The sequence below is a fragment of the Blastococcus tunisiensis genome (assembly GCF_900112815.1).
Taxonomy (GTDB): Bacteria; Actinomycetota; Actinomycetes; order Mycobacteriales; family Geodermatophilaceae; genus Blastococcus_B; species Blastococcus_B tunisiensis.
Genome location: NZ_FOND01000006.1, coordinates 126,325 through 148,187, shown reverse-complemented (window position 1 = coordinate 148,187; position 21,863 = coordinate 126,325). Strand labels below are relative to the sequence as shown.

The window sequence follows — 21,863 nt, the reverse complement described above, 5'->3', positions numbered from 1 at the left end:
GAGTGGCCGGCTGCGAAGTGGCCGGGTGCGAAGTGACCGGGTGGGAGTGGCCGGGTGGGAGGACCGGTGCCTACCGGGCGTCGAGGAGGGCGCCGGACAGGAAACCGGTGAGCTCCTCGTAGGCGTCCAGCGGCAGCACGGTGGCCACGTACTGGTCGGGTCGGACGAGCACCATGGCGCCCTGTTCGCGGTCGATGCCGCGCAGGTCGAAGACGTCGTCGGTCCTCGGGTCGGGGCAGAAGACCTTCTCGTGGTCGACCAGCCCGAAGGGGCCCTTGCGCGGCACCAGGACCGCCGGTAGCGAGCCGACGTCGAGGTCGCGGTGCCCCTGCTGGAAGACGGCGCGGACGTCGAGAACCGCGTCGGGGTTCTCGTCGGCCGGGGTGAAGCGGGCCAGCGGGGACTTCTCGGCCGCGAGGTGCTGGCACAGGGCCCGGGCCCGCGATCCTGGCGACGCCGGGTCGGCGGCGTCGGCGAAGAGGTAGAGCCGCCAGGCGCCGTCCGCCCGGGCGGCGTGCCCCAGCTGGACCGGCTTGGCGTCGGCCAGGCGCACCACCGGCGCCGAGTGGAAGCGCATCCCGACCGGATAGCCGCCGGCGAGCTGCTGGTGCTCCCTCGACCCGGTGATCATCGAGGGGCCGTAGTGGGTCGCGACGCCGGCGGTGAAGCGGCCCTGGGCGGCGAAGTGCGCCTGGAAGGCGCCCGGGTCCTCGGCGTCGTCCCCGCCGGACGAGCTGCGCGGCTTCGCGCTCATCATCCTGGCGAACTCGCGGTCGAAGTCGATGAGCTCCTGGGCGACCTTCTGGCGCTCGTCGGAGTAGGTGTGCAGCAGCTCGGGTCGCGCCGTGCCGCGCAGCACCGCGGCCAGCTTCCAGCCGAGGTTCCAGGCGTCGGCCATCGACACGTTCATCCCCTGTCCGGCCTTGGCGCTGTGCGTGTGGCAGGCGTCGCCGGCGATGAACACCCGCGGGAGCCGGTCCGGCATCTCCTCGACGGGGACGTCGTCGAACTTCGCGCACAGCCGCTGGCCGATCTCGTACACCGACCACCAGCCGACGCTCTGCACGTCGATCGTGTACGGGTGCAGGATCCGGTTGGCCACCGCGGCGAGCTTCTCCGGGGTGACGCTGCGGGCGGCGAGCATGTCGCGGTCGCGGACCTGGTCGAGCTCGATGTAGAGCCGCACCAGGTAGCCGCCCTCGCGCGGGATGATCAGCAGGTTGCCCTTGTCGGCCGAGTGGACGACGGCCTTGAGCCGGATGTCGGGGAAGTCGGTGACGGCGAGGACGTCCATGACGCCCCAGGAGGAGTTCATCGCGTCGCCGACCAGCTCCTGGCCGATCGACGTGCGCACCGCGCTCCGGGCGCCGTCGCAGCCGACGACGTACCGGGCCCGGACGGTCGAGGTCTGCCCGGTCTCCTCGCCGTCCACGACGTGGCGGAGGGTGACCGTCACGGGGGCGTCGTCCTCGGCCGGGACCTGCACGTCGGCGGCCTGCAGCCCGTAGAACGGCTCGAGCCGGGACGCCGACCGCGCCATGGAGTCGCGCAGGTAGGCCAGCATCCGGGCCTGGTTGACGATGACGTGCGGGAACTCCGACAGCCCGTCCTCGACGTCCTGGATGCGCCCCGTCCGCGTGATCCGGGAGGGGTCCTCGGGGTCGGGCCGCCAGAAGCCCACCTCGTTGACCCAGTAGGCCTCCGCGACGAGCTGGTCGGCCAGCCCGAAGGCCTCGAACATCTCCACCGTGCGGCAGGCGACCCCGTCGGCCTGGCCCACGGCCAGCGGCCCGTTCCGGCGGTCGACGATCGCCGTCCGGATCTCGGGGAACTGGGCGAGCTGCGCGGCCAGCACCATCCCGGCGGGGCCGCAGCCGACGATGAGGACGTCGACCTCGCCGGGCAGGCCGGCGGGGCGGTCCGCGACGGAGGGGTGCGGTTGCGCGACGAACGGATCGCCGGGCCGGTAGCCGTCGAGGTAGAACTGCACGTCGGTCGTCCCTCCGGAGGTGGATCGGTGAGCCGACGGTCCCCGGGTTCCCATACCGAGGGATAGCCTTTTCTGCGGTGAAGAACAAACCTGCGTACGCGATCGCCTCGGTGGACGCCGCCCTGCTGCTGGCCAGCCTGCTGCAGCAGGAGGGGGCCATGCGGGTCACCGACGTGGCCGCCCGTCTCGGCGTCTCGGTCTCCACGGCGCACCGGCTGCTGGGGATGCTCGTCTACCGCGACTTCGCCGAGCAGCTGCCCGACCGCCGCTACACCGCCGGGCCGGTCCTCGGCCGGGGAGGGCTGCGGCCGGCGCCGGTCACCCGGCTGCGCGAGGCCGCCGTGCCGCACCTGCGGCACCTGGTCGACACGGTGGGCGAGACGGCCAATGCGATGGTGCTGGCCGGCTCCGACGTCCGCTTCGTCGCGACGGTCGAGAGCCCGCAGGTACTCCGGGTCGGCGATCGCACCGGACGGACGCTGCCGGCCCACCTGAGCTCGGGTGGGAAGGCGGTGCTGGCCACGATGGACGCCGAGCAGCTCGCCGCCCACCTCGAGCCGCTCGGCGCGACCGGTGCGGCGAGACTGCAACGGGAGCTGCGCACGGTCCGGCGTCGCCGGTTCGCGGTCAACGACCAGGCGACCGAGCCGGGCCTGGTCGCCGTGGGGGTGGCCGTGCCGGCCGCCGGGGGCGTCACCGGTGCCGCGCTGTCGCTGGCCGCTCCCGCGGCCCGGTTCTCCCGCGACCTCGCGGCGAGCTGGGGGAGTGCGCTGGCCGGTGCGGCCGACGCCGTCGCACGAGACCTGAGCGCTGCCGGCTAGCGACCGACCCGCACGCCGGTGGACCTGCCTCCCACGCGGGCAGGCAGCGCGTCGGTGAGCCGTCGGGTGGGCATGCAGTCGCCTCCCGCGGGTGCCCGACCGTGCGTCTGCGGCCATGCTGGTGGACGACTCGCGGTCGGCTGCACGCGCCGGTGGCCGCGACGACGCCCGGTGGGAACAGGAGTCGACGGACGGATGAGCAGATGACCGCACCCAATGCGCTCGGCGACGACCAGCGCCCCCGGTTCTTCGCCTTCGACGGACCGGCGCGGCACGGTCTCGTCCCGCCGCCGCCGCGACGGGACGTGGCGGTCCGGACGTTCGTCCGCTCGCTGGCGGGCATGCAGAAGGAAGCGCTGGTCGTGTCCAGCGCGGACGGGAGGGGCTGGCGGCTCACCTCCGACGAGGGCCCCTACCTCGCCGGCCACGACGAGGCCCCGTTCCCGCTCGCCTTCCTGACCGCCGGCATGGTGGCGTCCTATGCCAACGAGGTCGTGGCTCTCGCCGCGCAGCGGGACCTGCCGCTCGACGGCCTGCGGCTGACCCTGGAGAACTTCTACACGATGGAGGGCTCAGCACTCCGCGGCAGCATGATCGGCGGTGCGCTGCCGCCCGAGCTCACCATCGAGGCCGACGCCGATCCTGCCGCCCTGCGCAGCCTCGGTGCCGACGCGACGGACGCCTCACCGCTCAACGGGCTGCTGCGCGGACGGAGCACGAGCCTGTTCACGCTGACCCACAACGGACAGCCGCGGGAACCTGCGCGGGTGGCGGCACTGGGGACGCCGGCGCTCGAGGACGTCGCGGACCGGTACGGCGACATCACCGTGGACGGGCCGGCCGACGCCGCGGACCTGATGCAGAGGGTCGCCTCGGCGCAACGGCACGAGGGGGAGGGCGGCGCCGGCTCGAGCCTGCGGGCGGAGCAGAAGCGGACCCTGCACGTACGCGGCGTCTGCACGCTGCGGGCCGACGGCGTCAAGGTGATCGACGTCCAGCTGCTCACGCCGAGCGGATCCAGCTTCCGGCTCCTGTCCGACGAGCCGGAGGGTTCCGGAGGCCGTGGCCGGGCGCCGGATGCGGCCACGCTCGTCTCGGCGGGGATCGCCTTCTGCTTCATGACGCAGTTCGGCAGGTACGCCGCGATCACCAGGAAGCGCCTGGACCGGTACCGGATCATCCAGGACACCCACTTCTCGGCCGGGGGTGCCTCCGGTGGCACCGGCAGGGCCGGTGCCGCGGACCCCGTGGAGACGCACGTGTTCCTCGACACGGACGAGGACGCGGACTTCGCCCGGACGCTGGTGGACATGGGGGAGCAGACGTGCTTCCTCCACGCCCTGTGCCGGACGGATCTGAAGACGAGACTGCGGCTGCCTCCGGTCGTCAGGGCATAGCGTCCGGGTCACATGCTCTCGGGCACCCGCAGGTCGGCGATGCAGAGGTCGAAGTCCGCGGTGTCGGTGACCTCGATCCCGAGCGACGGCCCGAAGTCCTCCCGGAACTCCCGGGCCCCCTCGGCGGCCGCCTCGAGATCGGCCCGCGAGTCGTAGGAGACCGTCGCCACGCTGATGCCCTCGTCGCGCCGCACCAGGACGCTGACGCTGCAGAAACCGGGCAGGTCGTCGAGCTTCGGCATCAGGGACAGCCGGACGGCGTCCACGGCCTTGTCCACGTTCTCCGGGGCGGTCCGCATCCAGGTGACCCGTGAACAGGTGCCGGAGTGCGACTCGTGCACCCGGTGCATCGCGGCGATCTCCCACTCCTCGACCCGGGCCTCGCCGCCGAGCACCTCGAGCGTGCGCTGCGAGGCGGTGCGGACGGCGTCCTCGCTGGCGTTCATGGCGGCCTGGTCCCGCCAGGACGTGGTGACGATGCACCGGCCGGAGTCGCGGTCGGCCAGCATGGACAGACCCATGCAGCCGTCGAGCCGGCGGAGCGCGGGCATGTCCTCGGTGCGGACGACGGCGATGCCCTCGTCGACGGACTGCGGGTTGCCGTGGATCGTCGTCGACCGCGCGTACATGCAGTGTTCCCCCTCAGCGGAGCCCGGTTCTCGCCGGCGGCGCCGACCGGCCCAGGCTGCTGCACCCCGGGCGTGGAGGCAACCGCGTCAGCCGCCCCGGGTGGCCAGCAGCTGCCGGACATGGCCCAGTGCCGTGGCGAGCTCGGCGAAGCTCGTGCTCAGCGGCGAGAGGCCGATCCGCAGACCGCGGGGCCGCCGGAAGTCGGGGATCACCCCCCGGCGCCAGAGCTCCTCGACGACCGTCGCCATCGCGTCGTGCTCGAGCAGGACGTGCCCGGCCCGGTGGTCGGGATCGCGGGGCGAGGCGACGACGACGCCGAGCGGGGCCAGCACCTCGTCGGCGACGGCGACCGCGTACTCGGTCAGCGAGACCGACTTGGCGCGGATCGCCGGGAGCCCGGCCCGCTCGATCAGCGTCAGCATGTCCTCGAGCGGGATCATCGCGAGGACCGGGGGAGTGCCGCTGAGGAAGCGCCGGATCCCGGGCGCCGGCCGGTACTCCGGGCCCATGGCGAAGGGCTCGGCGTGGCCCATCCAGCCGGCGATCGGCTGGACCAGCCGGTCCTGGAGCCGCTGGGCGACGTAGGCCCAGGCGGGTGCACCGGGGCCACCGTTCAGGAACTTGTAGCTGCAGCCGACGGCCAGGTCGACGTCGGCGGCGTCCAGCCCGACCTCGACCACCCCGGCGGAGTGGCAGAGGTCCCACAGCACCAGCGCGCCGGCGCGGTGGGCGGCCGCCGTGATCCCGGGCAGGTCCGCGATGTAGGCCGACTTGTAGGCGACGTGGCTGAGCACCACCAGCGCCGTCCGGTCGCTCAGCAGGGCCTCGACCTCGGCGGGCCGGACGCCGGTGGCCGGGTCGGGCTCGATCCAGCGGACGGTGCGGCCGGTCTCCGCGGCGACCGCGGTGAGGACGTAGCGGTCGGTCGGGAAGTTCTCCGTGTCGGCGATGATCTCGCCGCGACCGGGGCGGGCGTCCACCGCCGCGCGGACCAGCTTGTAGAGCAGCACCGTGGTCGAATCGGCGACCACCGTCTGCCCGGGTGCGGCGCCGAGCACCGCCCGCCCGATCAGGTCGCCGACCGCGGTCGGGCGGGCCAGCCAGGTCTCGTCCCAGGCCCGGATCAGCCGCTCGCCCCACTCGCCGTCCACGAACCGTGCCAGCCGGTCGCGGGTGACCACCAGCGGCCGGCCGAGGGAGTTGCCGTCGAGGTAGGCCAGCACCCCCTCCGGCAGCACGAACTCCGCGCGGAAGGCGCGCAGCGGGTCGCGGTCGTCCAGCTCGGCGGCGCGCTCGACGAACGCACGGGGGAGCCGGACGTCGTCCTCAGCCACCGATGGAGCTCCGCACCGTGTAGAGCTCGGGGAAGAAGGTCAGGTCCAGCGCCCGCTTGAGGAAGTCGACCCCGGAGCTGCCGCCGGTGCCCGTCTTGAAGCCGATGGTCCGCTGCACCGTCCGCAGGTGGCGGAAGCGCCACAGCTGGACGGCGTCCTCGAGGTCGACGAGGTCCTCGCAGGTGGCGTACTCGGCCCAGTGCGCCTCGGTGTCCTCGTAGATCGTCCGGAACACCGGCAGCAGCGCCGGGTCCTCGACCCAGGCCTTCCGCACGTCGCGGTCCAGGAGGTGCCGCGGGACGTCGTGCCCGCCGCGCGCGAGGAAGCGCAGGAAGGCGTCGTAGACGGTGGGGGAGCCCAGCAGCTCCGCCAGCAGGTCCTGCGCCTCCGGCCGGGCCTCGAACACCGGCAGCAGCCGCTCGTTCTTGTTGCCGAGGACGAACTCGATGCCGCGGTAGGACCACGACTGGAACCCCGACGCGTTCCCCAGCACGCCGCGGAACTCCGCGTACTCGCTCGGCGTCAGGGTGGCCAGGACCGACCACTGGTCGGTGATCGTCCGGAAGACGTGCTTGACCCGGGCCAGCCCCTTGCGGGCCCGGCGGACGTCGTCGGCGTCCAGGTAGCCCCGGACGGCGGTCAGCTCGTGCAGGGCGAGCTTCAGCCACAGCTCGGTCGTCTGGTGCGCGGTGATGAACAGCGGCTCGTCGTGGTGGTCGCTGATCGGCCGCTGGGCGGACAGCAGCGTGTCCAGCGACAGGTAGCCGCCGTAGTCCATCCGCGCGCTGAAGTCGGTCTGCACACCGTCCTCGATGGCGCGGACGCCGTCCTCGATCGCCATGGCGCCTCCCGGGTCCGTACCGGACGGTATCGCCGTCCGGTCCCGTCGCGGGCCACCGTCGGCCGATCGGGTACTACTGACCCATGCTGGCCGGCGATCCCGAGGACCGGTCGGTGCTGACCCGCCCGGCATCCGCCCCCGACGCCGTTCTCGCCTACGGTCCCGACGCGGAGCAGGTGGCCGACGTCCGGATCGCCTCGGTGTCCCCACCCGGTCGGCCGCTCCTGGTGGTCGTGCACGGCGGCTTCTGGCGCCCGCGGTTCGACCGGCTGCACCTCCGGCCGATGACCGAGGCGCTCGCCGCGGCCGGGTGGTCGACGGTGACGCCGGAGTACCGGCGGGTCCCGGGACATCCCGACGCCACGGTGGCCGACGTCTCCGCCGCCGTCCGGACGGTCGCCGGGCGTCCCGAGTCCGCCGGCCGACCGATCCTGCTCGTCGGGCACTCCGCCGGCGGGCACCTTGCCCTGCAGGTGGCCGCCACCCTGAACTCCACGGTGGCCGGGGTCCTGGCCCTCGCGCCGGTGGCCGACCTGCGCCGGGCGCAGGCGCTGCGGCTCGGCGACGACGCCGTGGCGGACTTCCTGGGGACCGATGCCGCCGAGCGGCGGGACCTGGACCCGGTGCGGTTGCCGGCGCCCGCGGGAGCGGTCCGCGTCCTGCACGGGACGGCCGACGGCATCGTGCCGATCGAGGTGAGCGAGGCCTACGGGCAGGTGCACCCGGCGGCGGTGCTGACACCGGTGGCCGGCGGGCACTTCGGCCTGATCGACCCGGACAGCCCGATGTGGCCGGCGGTGCCCGCCGCTCTGCACGCCCTCTCGGCGGCCGGAGGCGGGGAGGTGCCGAGCTGAGGGATCAGACGAGGATCCGGCGACCGTGGACGCGGTCGGCCGCCTCGGCGGCGAGCAGGATCCGGCGGGCCGGCCGGTAGCGGCCGTCGCGGACCCGGCGCGCAGCCTCCGGATCGACCGCGGCCAACGCGTCGGCGGCCGCCAGGTCGCGCTTGTTGTCGACCAGCTGGACCAGCCGGCCCAGCGGATCGGCCGCCGAGCGGGTGATCAGCCCCCCGATGAAGGGCTCGCCGGGGCGCCGGGTCACGGCGTCGACCGCGTGGACGACGGGCTCGGGGACGCCCAGGGCGCGCAGTCGGCCGAGGTCGTAGCGGCGGTCCGGGTCGGCGTAATCGCTGGTGCCCTCCACGACGGCGCGCAGGACCCCGGCCATCTCCGCGTCCGGCCCGTACCTCCGCAGCTCGTCGGCGAGCGGTTGCAGCCGGGCGAGGTAGAAGTCGTGGCCGTGCTCGTCCACCTGTCCCTCGTGCGCCCGCAGCGCGAGCAGGTGCGCGTCGGGAACCGTGAACGCCACGGACCGAGGTTAGGCAGGTTGCCGGTCCGCGGCCGCGCGCCGGCGGACGGGCCCGCCCCGGCGAGCCGCGGATCAGGCGGGCTCGGGCACCGATCCCGGGTCGCCACCGGGGTCGTCGGGGGTCGTCTCGATCGGCGGAGGCGGCAGCGGCTCGGGCGCGTCGGGGAGCAGCTCGCCCGGGTCGTCGGGCACCGGCTCGTTCGGGTCCAGCTCGGGATCCGGCTCCGGCAGCGGTGCAACCATGCGGCGAGTCAACCAGGGCACCGGCGCACGCGCACGGGCCACCGCCCCGGGGCGGTCGCCCGGTCAGCCCGCCCGGTCAGCCGCCTCCGCCAGCCAGGCCGCCACCTCGTCGTCGATCTCGACCGGATCGTCCACCTCCAGGTGGTGCATCCAGTGGCGGGGCGCGGGGTGGGCGACCTCCTTGAACCGCGGGGACGGGTCCCGCCGGCCCAGGTCGATCGACAGCACCACCTCGGCCGTGGGGCGGCGCAGGTACCGGTCGGGCAGCCAGAGGTAGGCGAACCCGCGCCGCCGGCGGAAGGCCACCTGGCTCGCGGAGACCCGTACCTCGGCGCCCCGGCCGACGAGCAGGACCCGGACCCGCTCGAAGACCTCCCCGGCCACGGGACGTCCGGCGAAGAACGCCTCGGGGGTCATCGGACCGTCACCCCCCGTGGTGAACCGTGCTCGTCCCGGCATGGCACCGTGCGCACCTGAGTGTCGGTCGGCCGGGAAGAGGGGGGAACGGTGGTCGCTGGACGTCGCCGGGGGGTGCGACGGTCGGGTCCCGACGGGGCGCCGGAGCCGGTGCACCTGCCGGAGCCGGACGAACGGGAGGCGTACCGCGTCCTGGACTTCGCGCTGCGGGCGGGGGAGGTGCTGCTCTCCGGTGGGGCGGCCGCCTCGGAGGTGATGGCGGCGACGATCGCGCTGGCCGGGGCCTGCGGGCTGCGGGGCGTGGTCTGCGAGGTCACGTTCACCTCCATCACGCTCTCCTACGTGCGCGCCCCGGACGTCGCACCGGTCACGAGCGTCCGGCTCGTCCAGCAGCGGACACCGGACTACACCCGGGTGACCGAGATCCACAACCTGGTCGACGACCTCGTGGGCGGGCAGGTCTCCGTGCCCGCGGCGATGAGCCGGCTCGACGAGGTCGTGCAGCGGCGGCACCCCTACCACCGGTGGGTGGTCACCGGGTTCCGGGCACTGCTCGGGGCCTCCGTGGCGGTGCTGCTCGGGGCCGGCCCCCTCGTGACGCTGATCGCCTTCCTCACCAGCGTGCTGGTCGACCGCGTCACCGGGGCCCTGCTGGCCCGCGCGCTGCCGGACTTCTACGCCAACGTCGTGGGTGCGGCGATCGCGACCTCCGTCGCCATGGGCGTGATGGCCACCGATCTGGGGGTCCGGCCGTCGCTGATCGTGGCGAGCGGCATCATCCTGCTGCTGCCGGGGGTGACGTTGGTGGGGTCGGTCCAGGACGCCATCAACGGCTACCTGCTGACGGCCAGCGCCCGGGCCTTCGAGGTCTTCGTGCTGACCGCGGGGATCGTCAGCGGCGTGGCCGCGATCCTCTCCGTCGCCGACCAGCTCGGGATGTCGCTCGTGGTCAGCCAGTCGCCCGTGAGCGGGCTGGGGGAGGTGCCCGTGCAGCTGGGCGCGGCGACCCTGTCGGCGGTCGGTGCGGCGGGCGCGAACTACGCGCCGCGCCGGACGTTGCCGGCCGCAGGTCTGTCGGGCGCGCTCGGCTGGGGGGCTTTCCGCGGGCTGTCCGAGATCGGCCTGGACCCGGCCCTGGCGACGGGGATCGCCGCGGTGCTGGTGGGAACGGGTGCCTACCTGCTGGCCCGCCGGCAGCACGCCTCACCGCTGGTCTACGTCGCCGCCGGGATCATCCCGCTGTTGCCCGGCCTCACCATCTACCGCGGGATGCTGTTCCTCGCCGACGGGAACACCGGGACGGGGCTGCTCCTGCTCAGCCAGGCCACCACGATCGGCCTGGCCCTGGCCGCCGGGGTCATCCTGGGGGAGTTCCTCGCCCGGCCGGCGCCGGGGAAGGCGCGACGGTCGCGCTCCCGTCGCGGCTGAGCCCCGTCCGTTCCCGCGCGGGTCGCGTCCGGGGGGCGAGGGCCTCGAACGCGACCCGCCAGGCGCGGTCGATGTCGGCCCCGGGCGGGAAGCGTCGAGCCAGTTCCAGGTCGACGAGGCCGTGGGCCGTGGCCCACATGGCGCGGGCGAGGTGCTCGTCGCCACCGGCCGCGGCGACGAGCGGAGCGGCGGCCGACTCCTCGACGTCCGGCCCCAGCGCCTCCCGGTGCAGGGGGCGCCGGGTGGCGAGCTCGTAGAGGCGCGGATGCGCCGTCGCCCAGGCCCGGTAGGCGGCGGTGAGCCGGGACAGCTCCGGGCCGGCGGCGGCCACCGCCTCGCCGATGCCGCGCAGCGCCCGCTCCTGCAGGCCGGCCTCGATGTCGTCCTTGCTGCGCACGTGCTTGTACAGCGAGGGCGCCCGGATGCCCAGCTCCGTCGCCAGCCGGCGCATCGTCAGGCTCGCCGGCCCCTCCGCCTCCAGCACCGACTCGGCGACCGCGAGGATCTGCTCCCGGCGGCTCACCGGCACACCGGGGTTCCGGTGGTCACTGCCCGGTCCCCGCCCGGTTCCGTTCCTCGGCGCGGGCCCGGAGCGCGTCGTTCATGGCCACGAACCCCGCCTCGGTGCGCCGGAGCATGCTGCCGAAGAGCGGCACCAGCAGGCCGCGGAAGACCTCGCGCTGGGTGAGATCGGTGCCGCCGTCCGGTCGCGGGGCCAGGGTGAAGGAGTGAGTGCCGTCGAACAGCCCGGGCAGTCCCAGGCGCCCGAGCCAGGCGAGGTGCCGTTCCCGGTCGACGGCGGTCACCGTGGGGCGGAAGGTCATCCCGCCGCCGCCGCCGGGCGGGACGATGCGCACCCGGAGCCGGCTGCCGACCACCAGCTCGCCGTTGAGCTCCGGGATGAACGGGTTCCAGTCGCCGTACGCGGCGGTCTCGTCGAGGACCTGCCACACCTGGGCGGGCGGGGCGTCGATGGTGGTGGTCGCACTGATCTCGTGGTGCACGGGGGACTCCTCGTCCATGGACTGGCTAACGCTGTTAGCCCAGCTTCGCCAGCACCGTGAGCCGTGTCAAGCCATGCCGCTGTCGCGGGAGCTGCGTCCGGCCCGCCGGTCAGCCCGACGAGGTGAACGTGGCGGTGTCCCACCGGGCGTGGGTCCAAGGCCGGAGGGCGTACTCCAACTCCACCCGTCCGGGCCGGGCATCGATGGTCTCGGCGAACACGGTGCCGTACACCTGACCGTCCCGCTCGCGCCGCACGACCAGGGCCCCGGGGTCCTCGGACGGGGGCACGCCGCGGACCAGGTCCCGCCAGCCCTCCGGGAAGGCGGCCTCGGTGAACGCCGCCAGCCAGCGGTCGGCCTTGCGGTCCTCCGGCCCGCCGGAGGTCAGAAGGTGCGTGCCGTCGGCGTGCTCGGCGGCGGTGAGCCGGTCGCCGTCGAACTCCCAGGTGACCAGCCGGTCGGGGGCGACCAGGACGAGCAGGAAGCCCGCCATCCCGGCGAGCCGCACGTGCGAGGTCCAGCCCGTCCCGTGCACGGCGGCGAGCAGCGGCAGCACGCCGCGGCTCGCCGCCCCTGGGGTGGCGGGCCGCTCGTGGTACCGGTTCACCACGAGAGCGGTGACGCCGGTGCCGACATGCGTCGCGCACCACGTGCCCCCGGCCACGCGGTCCCGCCCGCCGACGAGGTCGGGCGACTCGGGCCACCACCGGTCGGGGACGTCGAACTCCCGGGAGGTCACCTCGTCGCGGACGGCGAGGATCTCTGCCGGCCCTCCGGCGGACCGGCGCACCACCACCGTGCACATGGGGCGCATCCTGCCGTGCCCGCCGGAGGCGGCCCGCCGGTGGGCCGGGCCGTTCACCCGCCCAGGTAGCCCCGGAGCACCTCGGCCTCCCGGCGCAGCCGGGCGGCCGCTTCGGGCTGCCGGTGCGCGTCGCAGCGGTCGGCCGCGACGGCGCACTCCGCGATCTGCGCGCGGAGCACGGCGCGGACGTCGTCGGCGGACAGGGTGCGCCGCGCCGCCTCGGTCGAGCCCACCCCGGTGCGCGCGCCGGCGACGGGACCGCTCCCGGCGTCCGCCACCCGGGAGGGGACCTCGACCGCCTCGGCGTTGTCGATGGCGGCGATGGCGCCGCGCAACGTGGCCACGACCTCCGGCCGGCGCGCCCGCATCGCGCCGACGAGGTCGGTCCGCAGCGCCGCGCGCAGCCCCTGGGCACCGTCGTCCCGGGTGTCCTCGTCCGTCGTCATGTCGCCGCCTCCCCGGGCGAGATGATCACCCGGCGGCGGCGCGGGGGACAGCGGATTTCCGCCCCCGGCGCGGCTCGTCAGCCCGCGCGGCCGGCCCAGGCGTCCGCGGGGGTGCGGGCCGGCCCGAACAGTGCGGCCAGCGCCGCGTCCGACGTGTCCAGGGCGGTGCGGTCGAAGGTGCTGCTCGAGGCGACCAGCTCGGCGGCCCCCGTGCGGTCGATCAGCTCGGCGAGCCGTCGTTCCACCTGCGCCGGGGTGCCGGCGACCGCGGCCGCCACGGTCCGGTCCAGGTACTCCTGCTGGCGCGGGGTGCGGGAGGCGTCCCGGACCGCGGCGACCGGCTCGAGGGGCGGGAAGACGCCGGTGGTCCGTGCCCGGGCCATCGCCCACGCCTCGGGGAGGAGCAGGTCCTCGGCCTCGGCGGTCGTGTCGGCGACCAGCACGTCGAGGCTGATGGACACCCGCGGCTCCGGCTGCTGCTCGGAGGGCCGGAAGCTGCGCCGGTAGCCATCGAGGGCGGCCAGCCCGGGCTCCGGATCCCCGCCCACCCCCAGCAGCGGGCCGCCCACGACGACCGGCAGCCCGAGCTCGGCGGCGACCTGCAGGCCGGCCCCGGTGGCCAGCACGGTCAGGGGAACCGGACCGGCCGGCCGCGGGTACGCGGTGATCTCCGCCCGGCCGGTCAGGAAGTCGCGCACCTCCGCGAGGTCGGCGGCGAAGTCCCGCTCGGTCTCGCGCAGCGCCCGGCGCACCGGTGGGGTGAAGCCGGAGGAGCGGCCCAGCCCCAGGTCGAGCCGGCCCGGGGCGAAGGCGGACAGCGTCGCGAACTGCTCGGCGACCACGAGCGGTTGGTGATGGGGCAGCATGACGCCGGCCGAGCCCAGCCGGATGCGGTGCGTCCGGCCGGCGATCGCGGCGAGCAGCACGGCGGGGGCGGCGCCGGCGATGCCGGGGACCCCGTGGTGCTCGGCGACCCAGAACCGCTCGACGCCCAGTGCCTCGGCGCGCACCGCGCGGGCGACCGTGCCGGCGAGCGCGGCGGCGTCGGGCTCGCCCACCCGCGTGCGGGACCGGTCCAGCAGGGAGAGCCGCGGCGCCGGGTCGATCACCGCAGGTGCAGCGCGGTCCGGCCACGGACTGTTCCGCACGTCCGGGTGCCCGGCCCTCACGAAGCCGGCCGTCGGCTGCCCGGCCGTCCGGTGTCCGGCCGTCGGGTGCCCGGCCGTCGGGTGCCCGGCCGTCGGGTGCTCGGCCGCCGGCCGACCCGGCGGGACATCCGGCCGGCGGCCCGGCACCATGACCCGGTGCCCTCCCACGACGGCGGATGCCCGCGATGAAGCTCCTGGTCCCGACCTCCCTGCCGTTGCACCCGGTGCTGCCCGAGGGGGTCGAGGCGATCGCCTACGACGCCTCGGCACCGGTGCCCGACGAGCACCTGGCCGCCGATGCGCTGGTGGTCTGGGGCAGCTCCGGCGCCGACCTGGCCACCGTCGCGGGGCGCATGCCGCGGCTGCGGTGGGTGCAGACCCTGGCGGCCGGTCCGGACGTAGTGCTGGGCGCGGGCTTCCCGGACGACGTCGTCGTCACCGCGGGCACCGGCCTGCACGACCGGCCCGTCACCGAGCACGCGCTGGCCCTGGTCCTCGCCCTCGTGCGCCGGCTGCCCGCCGCGGCGGCGGCGCAGCGCCGGCACCACTGGGCCGAGGAGCTGGGTGGCCTCCAGCCGCTGCACCCGGAGGGGGCGGTCACCACGCTGCTCGGCGCACGGGTCCTGATCTGGGGCTTCGGCAGCATCGGGCAGACCCTCGCCCCGCTGCTGCACGGGCTCGGGGCGCGCGTCAGCGGGGTCGCGCGGACCGCCGGGGAGCGGTCGGGATTCCGCGTCGTCGCCGAGCGGGACGTGGACGCCGAGCTGGCGGCCACCGACGTGCTGGTCATGATCCTGCCCGCGACCACCACCACCCGGGATGCGCTGGACGCCGGCCGGCTGGCCGCCCTGCCGCCGCACGCCCTCGTGGTCAACGTCGGGCGCGGCTCGACCGTCGACGAGCCCGCGCTGGTCGCCGCCCTGGACGAGGGCCGCATCGCCGGGGCGGCCCTCGACGTCACCGCCGAGGAGCCGCTGCCCGCCGACTCGCCGCTGTGGGAGGCGAGGAACCTGCTGCTCACCCCGCACGCCGCCGGTGGACGCCCGGTCGGCGCCGACGAGCTGGTCGCCGCCAACGTCGCGGCCCTGCTGGCGGGCCGGGAGCTGCGGAACGTGGTGGAACGCTGACCGGGTGAGGGCGCCGGCTCACCCGCGGCCGGGGCGGACCACGGTCAGGCTGACGCCGTCGGCGAGCCGGTAGGGGGCGGTGGCCACCAGCCCGCCGACGACCTTCCGGAGCCGGGAGATCTCCGCCCGGACGGTCACGCAGTGCTCCTCGTCGCCGAAGAGCGCGGTGCTCAGCCGCGAGGCGGTCAGCCCGGACGCGCCGGCCCGCTGCAGGAGTCCCAGCACCTCGGCGTGCCGCCGGGACAGCGGGGTCACCCACGGGTCGGCGTGCGACCGCAGGCGGAGCACCGGCGCTCCGGTCAGGTCCAGCTCGGCGACCAGATCGCGTTCGGCCTCGCGCGGGCGGACCAGCCAGCCGTCGCCGATCCGCTCCGGCGCGCACAGCCCCAGTCCGGGGACGGCCATCATGCGGTCGGCCCGCGGCACCTCGACCCGGTTCCGCACGGCGATGCCCGCCTGGTGGGCGACCCAGCCGTGCTCGTCGACCAGCAGCACGGGGCCGGAGACGGTGGCCAGCACCCCGCGGGCCGACTGCCGCAGCCGCTCCAGCCGCTGCTCGTGGTGCCGCCACAGCTGGGCCTCCGCCAGGCGGACGGCGGTCTCCACGAGGGCGCCGATGACCGGGTGCAGCGTCAGCGCGGGCCCGCTCACGTCGACGATGCCGATCAGCTCACCGGTGACCGGGTGGTGGATCGGGGCGGCCGTGCAGTACCAGGGGTGCTGCGCCTGCTCGAAGTGCTCGGCGGAGAACAGCTGCACCGGGGCCGCCTCCGCCAGCGCCGTCCCGATGGCGTTGGTGCCCACCGTCCCCTCGGTCCAGCGGGCACCCTCGGTGAACCCGAGGGCATCGGCCCGCAGCCGGACCCGTGCGGAGCCCTCCCGCCACAGGATGACCCCGTCGGCGTCGGTGACCACCAGGAGGAACGACGACGCCTCCGCGACGCTGCCGAGGACCTGCCGCAGCTCCCCGATGACCGGCCGCAGCGGGGAACGCCGCCGCCGTCGCTCGACCTCGTCCGGCAGCAGCGGCTCCCGGGCGTTGGTGCGGGTCGCGTCGAGCCCGAGGCCGAGCACCCGGGACCACGACCGCGCCACGACCCCGCGGGGGCGCACCGGCGACCGGCCGCCACCGAGCACCGCGTCGTGCACGCGCAGGAGCACCCGCGCGTGCTGCGACAGGTCGGTGCCCGGGGCGATCGCGGAGAAGCCGGTCACGTCCACCTCCACCTCATCGCGGACGGCGTGCAACACGGTGCAACGCTTCCGCCCCCGCGCCTCGAACGGTGTGCTGCTCATCACACCATGCCTGTCACAGCATGTCCGTCGCACGCTGCCGGTCGACCCGACGCCGACCGGCGTCCGCAGGAGGTATCCGGCATGACGCAGACCCTCGACACGTCCACCCGGGCCCCCGAGCAGCGGGCGCGGCGCTGGCTCGCCGACTTCGAGGCCGCCCTGCGCGCCCGCGACGTCGCCGGCGCGGCCGGGATGTTCGCCGCGACCAGCTTCTGGCGCGACCTGGTCTCCTTCACCTGGAACATCACCACCGTCGAGAACCAGCAGGGCGTCACCGACCTGTTGACCGAGACTCTGGAGCGCACCGACCCGACGTCCTTCGCGCTCGAGGAGCCGCCGGAGGAGGCCGACGGCGTCACCACCGCCTGGTACACCTTCGAGACCGCCGTCGGCCGCGGCCGCGGCCTGCTGCGGCTCGTCGAGGAGGACGGCGGACCCCGGGCGTGGACGTTCCTCACCACCCTGTCCGAGCTGAAGGGGCACGAGGAGCCGCGCGGACCGGCCCGGCCCATGGGCGCCGAGCACGGCGCGAACAAGCACCGCCTGACCTGGCTGGAGCGCCGGGAGCAGGAGGAGGCCGAGCTGGGGGTCGGCGTCCAGCCGTACGTGCTGGTCGTGGGCGGTGGTCAGGGCGGGATCGCCCTCGGCGCCCGGCTGCGGCAGCTCGGCGTGCCGGCCCTCGTCGTCGACAAGCACGACCGGCCCGGGGACCAGTGGCGCGGCCGGTACAAGTCGCTCTGCCTGCACGACCCGGTCTGGTACGACCACCTGCCGTACCTGAAGTTCCCCGACAACTGGCCGGTCTTCTCGCCCAAGGACAAGATCGGCGACTGGCTGGAGTCCTACGTCCGGCTCATGGAGGTCCCCTACTGGGGCAGCACCGTGGCCACGAAGGCGACGTACTCACCGGACAAGGGCGAGTGGACGGTCGACGTCGAGCGGCACGGCAAGCCCCTCACCCTTCGCCCGACGCAGCTCGTGCTGGCGACCGGCATGTCGGGCAAGCCGAACATCCCCGTCATCCCCGGCCAGGACGTCTTCCGCGGCGACCAGCAGCACTCCTCGGCCCACCCGGGGCCGGACGCCTACGCCGGCCGGAAGGTCGTGGTCATCGGCAGCAACAACTCCGCCTTCGACATCTGCGGGGCGCTGTGGGAGCACGACGCCGACGTGACGATGGTGCAGCGGTCCTCGACCCACATCGTCAAGAGCGACACCCTCATGGACATCGGCCTCGGGGCGCTCTACTCCGAGCAGGCCGTGGCCGCCGGCGTCACCACGGAGAAGGCGGACCTGATCTTCGCCTCGCTGCCGTACCGGATCATGCACGAGTTCCAGATCCCGCTGTACGACCAGATGCGCGAGCGCGACGCGGACTTCTACGACCGGCTGGAGAAGGCCGGCTTCTGGCTCGACTTCGGCGAGGACGGGTCGGGCCTGTTCATGAAGTACCTGCGCCGCGGGTCCGGCTACTACATCGACGTCGGTGCCGCCGAGCTCGTCGCCGACGGCTCCGTGAAGCTGGTCCACGGGATCGTCGACCACCTCACCGAGGACGCCGTCGTCCTGGAGGACGGCACGACGCTGCCCGCCGACCTCGTCGTCTACGCCACCGGGTACGGCTCCATGAACGGCTGGGCTGCGGACCTGATCAGCCAGGAGGTCGCCGACCGGGTCGGCAAGGTGTGGGGCCTGGGCTCGGACACCACCAAGGACCCGGGCCCGTGGGAGGGCGAGCAGCGCAACATGTGGAAGCCCACCCGGCAGGAGGCCCTCTGGTTCCACGGCGGGAACCTGCACCAGTCACGGCACTACTCGCTCTACCTCGCGCTGCAGCTCAAGGCCCGGTACGAGGGCATCCCGACCCCTGTCCACCGGCTCCAGGAGGTGCACCACCTGAGCTGACCCGGCGCGGCCCGGGGGCCGATCGTTGGTTTCGTCCGGACCGGGGGGCACACTTCCGGGGTGATCGACGGCGGCCAGACGACGACCGAGCCCGACACCGATCCGGCCCTGCCGCTGCCGGTGGTGGACGCCGGCCGCGGCCCGGAGCGGGGCGGCGCGCTGCTGATCCCCGGCGAGACCTGCTGGCGGATCGAGCGGGCCACCCGCTTCGCGATCTTCGTGGACGCGGCCGGCTACTTCGCCGCCCTGAAGCGCGCCGTGCTGCAGGCCGAGCGGCGGGTGCTGTTCATCGGCTGGGACTTCGACCCGCGGATCCGGCTCGACCCGCTGGACGGCGGCCGGCCCGAGGACGACCAGCTCGGTGCCGTGCTCGACCGGGCGGTGGAGGGCAACCCCGACCTGCACGTCGGCGTCCTGCAGTGGGACCTCGGCATGCTCCGTGCCCTCGGCCGGGGGCTCAAGCCGATCGTGTGGCTCGACCGGCAGACCCCGGACCGGCTCACCTTCGCCGTCGACACCCACCACCCCGTCGGCGGGGCGCACCACCAGAAGGTCGTGGTGATCGACGACTCCCTGGCGTTCGCCGGCGGCATCGACGTCACCGCCGACCGCTGGGACACCTCCGAGCACGCCGACGCCAACCCGCACCGGCGCCGTCCGGGGAGCAGGAGGGGCGAGGGCCGGCCGACCGGGCCATGGCACGACGCGACGAGCATGATGACCGGTCCGGCCGCCCGTGCGGTCGCCGAGCTCGCCCGCGAGCGGTGGGAGAGCGGCACCGGGGAGCGGCTCGACGCCGTCAGCACCGAGCACGAGTACTGGCCGGAGGACGTCGAGCCGCTGATCACCGACGTCGACGTCGCGATCTCCCGCACCCGGCCCGAGCACGGCGGCACGCCCCTGGTGCACGAGATCGAGCTGCTGTGGCTGGCCGCGATCGCCGCGGCCCGCCGCTCGATCTACGTGGAGAGCCAGTACTTCGCCAGCCGCCGGATCGCCGAGGCGGTCGCCGAGCGGCTGCGCGAGGACGACGGCCCCGACGTCGTCGTGGTCAACCCGGAGACGGCCGACGGCTGGCTCTCCGAGAAGGCGATGGGCACCGCCCGCGCCCGGGTCCTGGAGCTGGTCCGCGAGGCCGACGTGCACGACCGGTTCCGGCTGTACACGCCGGTGACGGAGCAGCGCGAGCACATCTACGTGCACGCCAAGGTGACGGTCGTCGACGACCGTCTGCTGCGGATCGGATCGAGCAACGTGAACAACCGCTCGATGGGCCTGGACACCGAGTGCGACCTGGCGATCGAGGCCGTCGAGGGGCGGCCGGACGCCGCACGGATCGGCGCGACGGTCGTCGGCTTCCGCGACCGGCTGCTCGCCGAGCACCTGGGGTGCAGTGCGGACGACGTCGCGGCCGCGATCGCCGACACCGGGTCCCTGGTGCGGGGCATCGAGCGGCTGCGCCGGCCGGCCGGACGGTCGCTGGTGCCGTTCGAGCCCCCGGAGCTGGGGCCGGCCGACCGGGCGCTCGCCGAGTCCGAGGTCATGGACCCGGAGAAGACGCCGAACCGGTGGCGCCGGGTGGAGCGGTTCTTCGCCCGCCGCCGGCGGCCGAAGGGCCGGGTGCGCCCCTGACCACCGGGCGGGCCGGCACGGCGTTCGTCCTCGGCGGCGGGGGAGTGCTCGGGGCGGCCGAGGTCGGCATGCTGCAGGCCCTGTTCGACCGCGGCGTCCGACCGGACCTGATCGTCGGGACGTCGGTCGGTGCCATCAACGGCGCGTTCGTCGCCGCCGATCCCGGGCCGGCCGCCGTCGAGCGGCTGCGCGCCGTGTGGCAGGAGCTCGCCTCCCGGCAGGTCCTCGCCGGCTCCGTGCTGGGCCGGCTGGGCACCCTGCTGCGGACGCGCACCCACGTGCACCACCCGGAACCGCTGCGGCAGCTGCTCGAGGCACACCTGCCGGTGGCCACCTTCGCCGAGCTGGAGGTGCCCTTCCAGTGCGTGGCGGCCAGCATCGAGCGCTCCGCCGAGCGCTGGTTCACCGAGGGGCCGCTGGTCGACGCGGTGCTGGCCTCCTCCGCCGTCCCGGGGCTGCTGCCGCCGGTGCAGATCGAGGGCGAGCACTACGTCGACGGGGGCCTGGTGCACAGCATCCCGGTCGGCCGGGCGGTGGCGCTGGGCGCCGACACCGTCTACGTGCTGCACGTCGGCCGGGTCGACCGTCCGCTTCAGCCGCCGACCCGGCCCTGGGAGGTCGCCACGGTCACCTTCGAGATCGCCCGCCGCCACCGCTTCGCCGCCGACCTGGCCGCGCTCCCACCGGGGGTGACCGTGCACGTCCTGCCCGCGGGGGACGACACGCCGCCCGGCACGGCCAACCTGCGGTACCGCGACTTCTCCCGCGTCGCCGACCGCATCGACCGGGCGCACGCCGCGGCCGGCGCCCGACTGGACCGGCTCGGCACGCCGGGGAACCACGGGTCCTGAGGTGCTGCCCCCGCGCCGGGTCCGCCGGGTCGCCGGCCCGCTGCTCGTCGCAGCGCTGCTGACGGCGGTCCTGCTGCTGCCCGTGCTCGTGCCGCTGGCGGCGATCGTGTCGGTGGTCCTGCCGGGCCGCTGGCGGGCGCTGCGGCTGCTGGGCTTCGCGCTCGTGTACCTCGCGCTCGAGGTCGCCGGCCTGCTGGCCGCGGCGGCGCTGTGGGTGCTCGCCGGGTTCGGCCGGCGGCTGGACGCCCCGTGGTCGCGGACCGCGCACTACACCGTGCTGCGCCTCCTCCTGGCCGCGGCGATGCGCGCCGCCCGGCGGGTGTTCGCCCTCGACCTGGTCACCGACGGGACGTCGTGGTCCCCGCTCGACGACGGGGTGCCCGGTTCGACCAACGCCATGCTCGTGCTCTCCCGCCACGCCGGTCCCGGGGACTCGTTCCTGCTCGTGCACACCCTCATGGACCGCGACCACCTGCGCCGGCCGCGGATCGTGCTCAAGGACGTGCTGCAGCTGGACCCGCTGATCGACGTCTACCTCAACCGGCTGCCCAACCACTTCGTGCCGGCCGGTCCTCCGGCGGGGGCCGGCTCGACCGCGGCGATCGCCGACCTGGCCCGGGACCTCGGCGAGGAGGACGCGCTGCTCGTCTTCCCCGAGGGCGCGAACTTCACGCCGCACCGCCGGTTCCGGGCCATCCAGCGGCTGCGCGACCGGTCGCTGGCGTCGGCGGCCCGGCGGGCCGAGGCCATGCGGCACGTCCTGCCGCCCCGTCCGGCCGGCGTCGCCGCGGCCCTGCGGGCCGCCCCGCACGCCGACGTCGTCTTCGTCGCGCACACCGGCCTGGAGCACCTGAGCACGGTCCGGGACCTGTGGCGGGAGCTGCCGATGGACAAGACCCTGCACCTGCGCTGGTGGTTCGTCCCGGCCGACCAGGTCCCGCGCGAGGAGGCCGCGCAGGTCGACTGGCTCTACCACTGGTGGGAGACGGTCGACGACTGGATCAGCACCACCCGGCAGCGGGAGGCGGCCGGCGGCGCGTCGTAGCCGGCGCGGGCGCCGGGAGTTGCCGATCTCTCACCCGCGGCACCGGCCGGCGACCGTTCCCGTGACGGAGACTCTCCGGGGAGACGCCGGTCCGCCGAGGGCCCGGGGCGCGGTCCGGGAACAGGAGGTCGGAGC

The 21,863-nt window shown here is 74.9% G+C and carries 22 protein-coding genes; 9 read left to right on the top strand and 13 right to left on the bottom strand.

The window, feature by feature from the left end; all coding sequences use genetic code 11:
• Positions 1–70: 70 nt before the first annotated feature.
• Positions 71–1,990, bottom strand: coding sequence for an FAD-binding monooxygenase (locus tag BM142_RS09870; RefSeq protein WP_092196835.1), 1,920 nt, complete (start codon positions 1,988–1,990; stop codon positions 71–73).
• A 77-nt stretch (positions 1,991–2,067) separates the two neighbouring features.
• On the opposite strand from BM142_RS09870, the gene BM142_RS09865 reads away from it, so the two are divergent.
• Together BM142_RS09865 and BM142_RS09860 are read left to right on the top strand one after the other, a co-directional pair.
• Positions 2,068–2,811 (top strand): IclR family transcriptional regulator, encoded by a 744-nt coding sequence (locus BM142_RS09865; RefSeq protein WP_092196832.1) that lies wholly within the window; start codon positions 2,068–2,070, stop codon positions 2,809–2,811.
• A gap of 203 nt (positions 2,812–3,014) precedes the next feature.
• The gene (locus tag BM142_RS09860; RefSeq protein ID WP_092196829.1) at positions 3,015–4,208 is read left to right on the top strand and encodes a hypothetical protein; all 1,194 of its coding nucleotides are present in this window, start codon (positions 3,015–3,017) and stop codon (positions 4,206–4,208) included.
• A gap of 8 nt (positions 4,209–4,216) precedes the next feature.
• On the opposite strand, the gene BM142_RS09855 is transcribed toward BM142_RS09860, so the two are convergent.
• From BM142_RS09855 to BM142_RS09845, 3 genes are all read right to left on the bottom strand, one after another.
• Positions 4,217–4,837: an antibiotic biosynthesis monooxygenase gene (locus BM142_RS09855; protein ID WP_092196826.1), complete on the bottom strand. Its 621-nt coding sequence runs from the start codon at positions 4,835–4,837 to the stop codon at positions 4,217–4,219.
• Between the two features lie 87 nt (positions 4,838–4,924).
• Positions 4,925–6,172 carry a kynureninase gene (locus BM142_RS09850; RefSeq protein WP_092196823.1) on the bottom strand — a complete coding sequence of 416 codons (1,248 nt, stop codon included), beginning with the start codon at positions 6,170–6,172 and terminating at the stop codon, positions 4,925–4,927.
• The gene (locus tag BM142_RS09845; RefSeq protein ID WP_092196820.1) at positions 6,165–7,013 is read right to left on the bottom strand and encodes a tryptophan 2,3-dioxygenase; all 849 of its coding nucleotides are present in this window, start codon (positions 7,011–7,013) and stop codon (positions 6,165–6,167) included. Before BM142_RS09845 ends, BM142_RS09850 begins: the two co-directional genes overlap by 8 nt.
• Before the next feature lie 83 nt (positions 7,014–7,096).
• On the opposite strand from BM142_RS09845, the gene BM142_RS09840 reads away from it, so the two are divergent.
• Complete coding sequence (locus BM142_RS09840; RefSeq protein WP_092196817.1) at positions 7,097–7,867, top strand: alpha/beta hydrolase family protein; 771 nt, start codon at positions 7,097–7,099, stop codon at positions 7,865–7,867.
• A 4-nt stretch (positions 7,868–7,871) separates the two neighbouring features.
• Here BM142_RS09840 and BM142_RS09835 read toward each other — a convergent pair whose 3' ends face one another.
• The 3 genes from BM142_RS09835 to BM142_RS09830 all read right to left on the bottom strand — a co-directional run bounded on the left by BM142_RS09835 (position 7,872) and on the right by BM142_RS09830 (position 9,041).
• Complete coding sequence (locus BM142_RS09835; protein WP_092196814.1) at positions 7,872–8,381, bottom strand: phosphohydrolase; 510 nt, start codon at positions 8,379–8,381, stop codon at positions 7,872–7,874.
• A 72-nt stretch (positions 8,382–8,453) separates the two neighbouring features.
• Positions 8,454–8,624: a hypothetical protein gene (locus BM142_RS24485; protein ID WP_175527202.1), complete on the bottom strand. Its 171-nt coding sequence runs from the start codon at positions 8,622–8,624 to the stop codon at positions 8,454–8,456.
• Between the two features lie 63 nt (positions 8,625–8,687).
• On the bottom strand, positions 8,688–9,041 hold the full coding sequence (locus tag BM142_RS09830) for a DUF5655 domain-containing protein (protein WP_217640658.1): 354 nt from the start codon (positions 9,039–9,041) through the stop codon (positions 8,688–8,690).
• 114 nt (positions 9,042–9,155) lie between these two features.
• Between BM142_RS09830 and BM142_RS09825 the strand changes: the two genes are divergently transcribed.
• Positions 9,156–10,469, top strand: a complete 1,314-nt coding sequence (locus BM142_RS09825) for a threonine/serine exporter family protein (protein WP_175527201.1) — start codon at positions 9,156–9,158, stop codon at positions 10,467–10,469.
• Here BM142_RS09825 and BM142_RS09820 read toward each other — a convergent pair.
• The 5 genes from BM142_RS09820 to BM142_RS09800 form a co-directional block, all read right to left on the bottom strand.
• Complete coding sequence (locus tag BM142_RS09820) at positions 10,399–10,992, bottom strand: TetR/AcrR family transcriptional regulator (RefSeq protein WP_092197107.1); 594 nt, start codon at positions 10,990–10,992, stop codon at positions 10,399–10,401. The genes BM142_RS09825 and BM142_RS09820 overlap by 71 nt on opposite strands.
• Positions 10,993–11,014: 22 nt before the next feature.
• The gene (locus BM142_RS09815) at positions 11,015–11,491 is read right to left on the bottom strand and encodes an SRPBCC domain-containing protein (protein WP_092196808.1); all 477 of its coding nucleotides are present in this window, start codon (positions 11,489–11,491) and stop codon (positions 11,015–11,017) included.
• A 91-nt stretch (positions 11,492–11,582) separates the two neighbouring features.
• Positions 11,583–12,278, bottom strand: a complete 696-nt coding sequence (locus BM142_RS09810) for an NRDE family protein (RefSeq protein WP_092196805.1) — start codon at positions 12,276–12,278, stop codon at positions 11,583–11,585.
• Between the two features lie 53 nt (positions 12,279–12,331).
• A complete protein-coding gene (locus BM142_RS09805; protein ID WP_092196802.1) occupies positions 12,332–12,724 on the bottom strand; it encodes a GatB/YqeY domain-containing protein in 393 nt (130 codons plus the stop codon).
• Positions 12,725–12,801: 77 nt separating this feature from the next.
• A complete protein-coding gene (locus tag BM142_RS09800; protein ID WP_092197104.1) occupies positions 12,802–13,833 on the bottom strand; it encodes an MsnO8 family LLM class oxidoreductase in 1,032 nt (343 codons plus the stop codon).
• A 224-nt stretch (positions 13,834–14,057) separates the two neighbouring features.
• On the opposite strand from BM142_RS09800, the gene BM142_RS09795 reads away from it, so the two are divergent.
• Positions 14,058–14,999: a phosphoglycerate dehydrogenase gene (locus tag BM142_RS09795; RefSeq protein WP_092197101.1), complete on the top strand. Its 942-nt coding sequence runs from the start codon at positions 14,058–14,060 to the stop codon at positions 14,997–14,999.
• Positions 15,000–15,017: 18 nt separating this feature from the next.
• On the opposite strand, the gene BM142_RS09790 is transcribed toward BM142_RS09795, so the two are convergent.
• Positions 15,018–16,295, bottom strand: coding sequence for a GAF domain-containing protein (locus BM142_RS09790; protein ID WP_254790734.1), 1,278 nt, complete (start codon positions 16,293–16,295; stop codon positions 15,018–15,020).
• Positions 16,296–16,376: 81 nt separating this feature from the next.
• Here BM142_RS09790 and BM142_RS09785 point away from each other — a divergent pair, with 81 nt between their 5' ends.
• Genes BM142_RS09785 through BM142_RS09770 form a run of 4 tightly spaced genes read left to right on the top strand, consistent with a single transcriptional unit; the run spans position 16,377 to position 21,728 of the window.
• Positions 16,377–18,200 carry a flavin-containing monooxygenase gene (locus BM142_RS09785; protein WP_092196799.1) on the top strand — a complete coding sequence of 608 codons (1,824 nt, stop codon included), beginning with the start codon at positions 16,377–16,379 and terminating at the stop codon, positions 18,198–18,200.
• A gap of 60 nt (positions 18,201–18,260) precedes the next feature.
• Complete coding sequence (locus tag BM142_RS09780; protein ID WP_254790732.1) at positions 18,261–19,832, top strand: phospholipase D-like domain-containing protein; 1,572 nt, start codon at positions 18,261–18,263, stop codon at positions 19,830–19,832.
• Complete coding sequence (locus tag BM142_RS09775; RefSeq protein ID WP_254790730.1) at positions 19,769–20,683, top strand: patatin-like phospholipase family protein; 915 nt, start codon at positions 19,769–19,771, stop codon at positions 20,681–20,683. The genes BM142_RS09780 and BM142_RS09775 overlap by 64 nt, the downstream gene beginning before the upstream one ends.
• A gap of 1 nt (position 20,684) precedes the next feature.
• Positions 20,685–21,728 carry a 1-acyl-sn-glycerol-3-phosphate acyltransferase gene (locus BM142_RS09770; protein ID WP_092196797.1) on the top strand — a complete coding sequence of 348 codons (1,044 nt, stop codon included), beginning with the start codon at positions 20,685–20,687 and terminating at the stop codon, positions 21,726–21,728.
• Positions 21,729–21,863 lie beyond the last annotated feature (135 nt).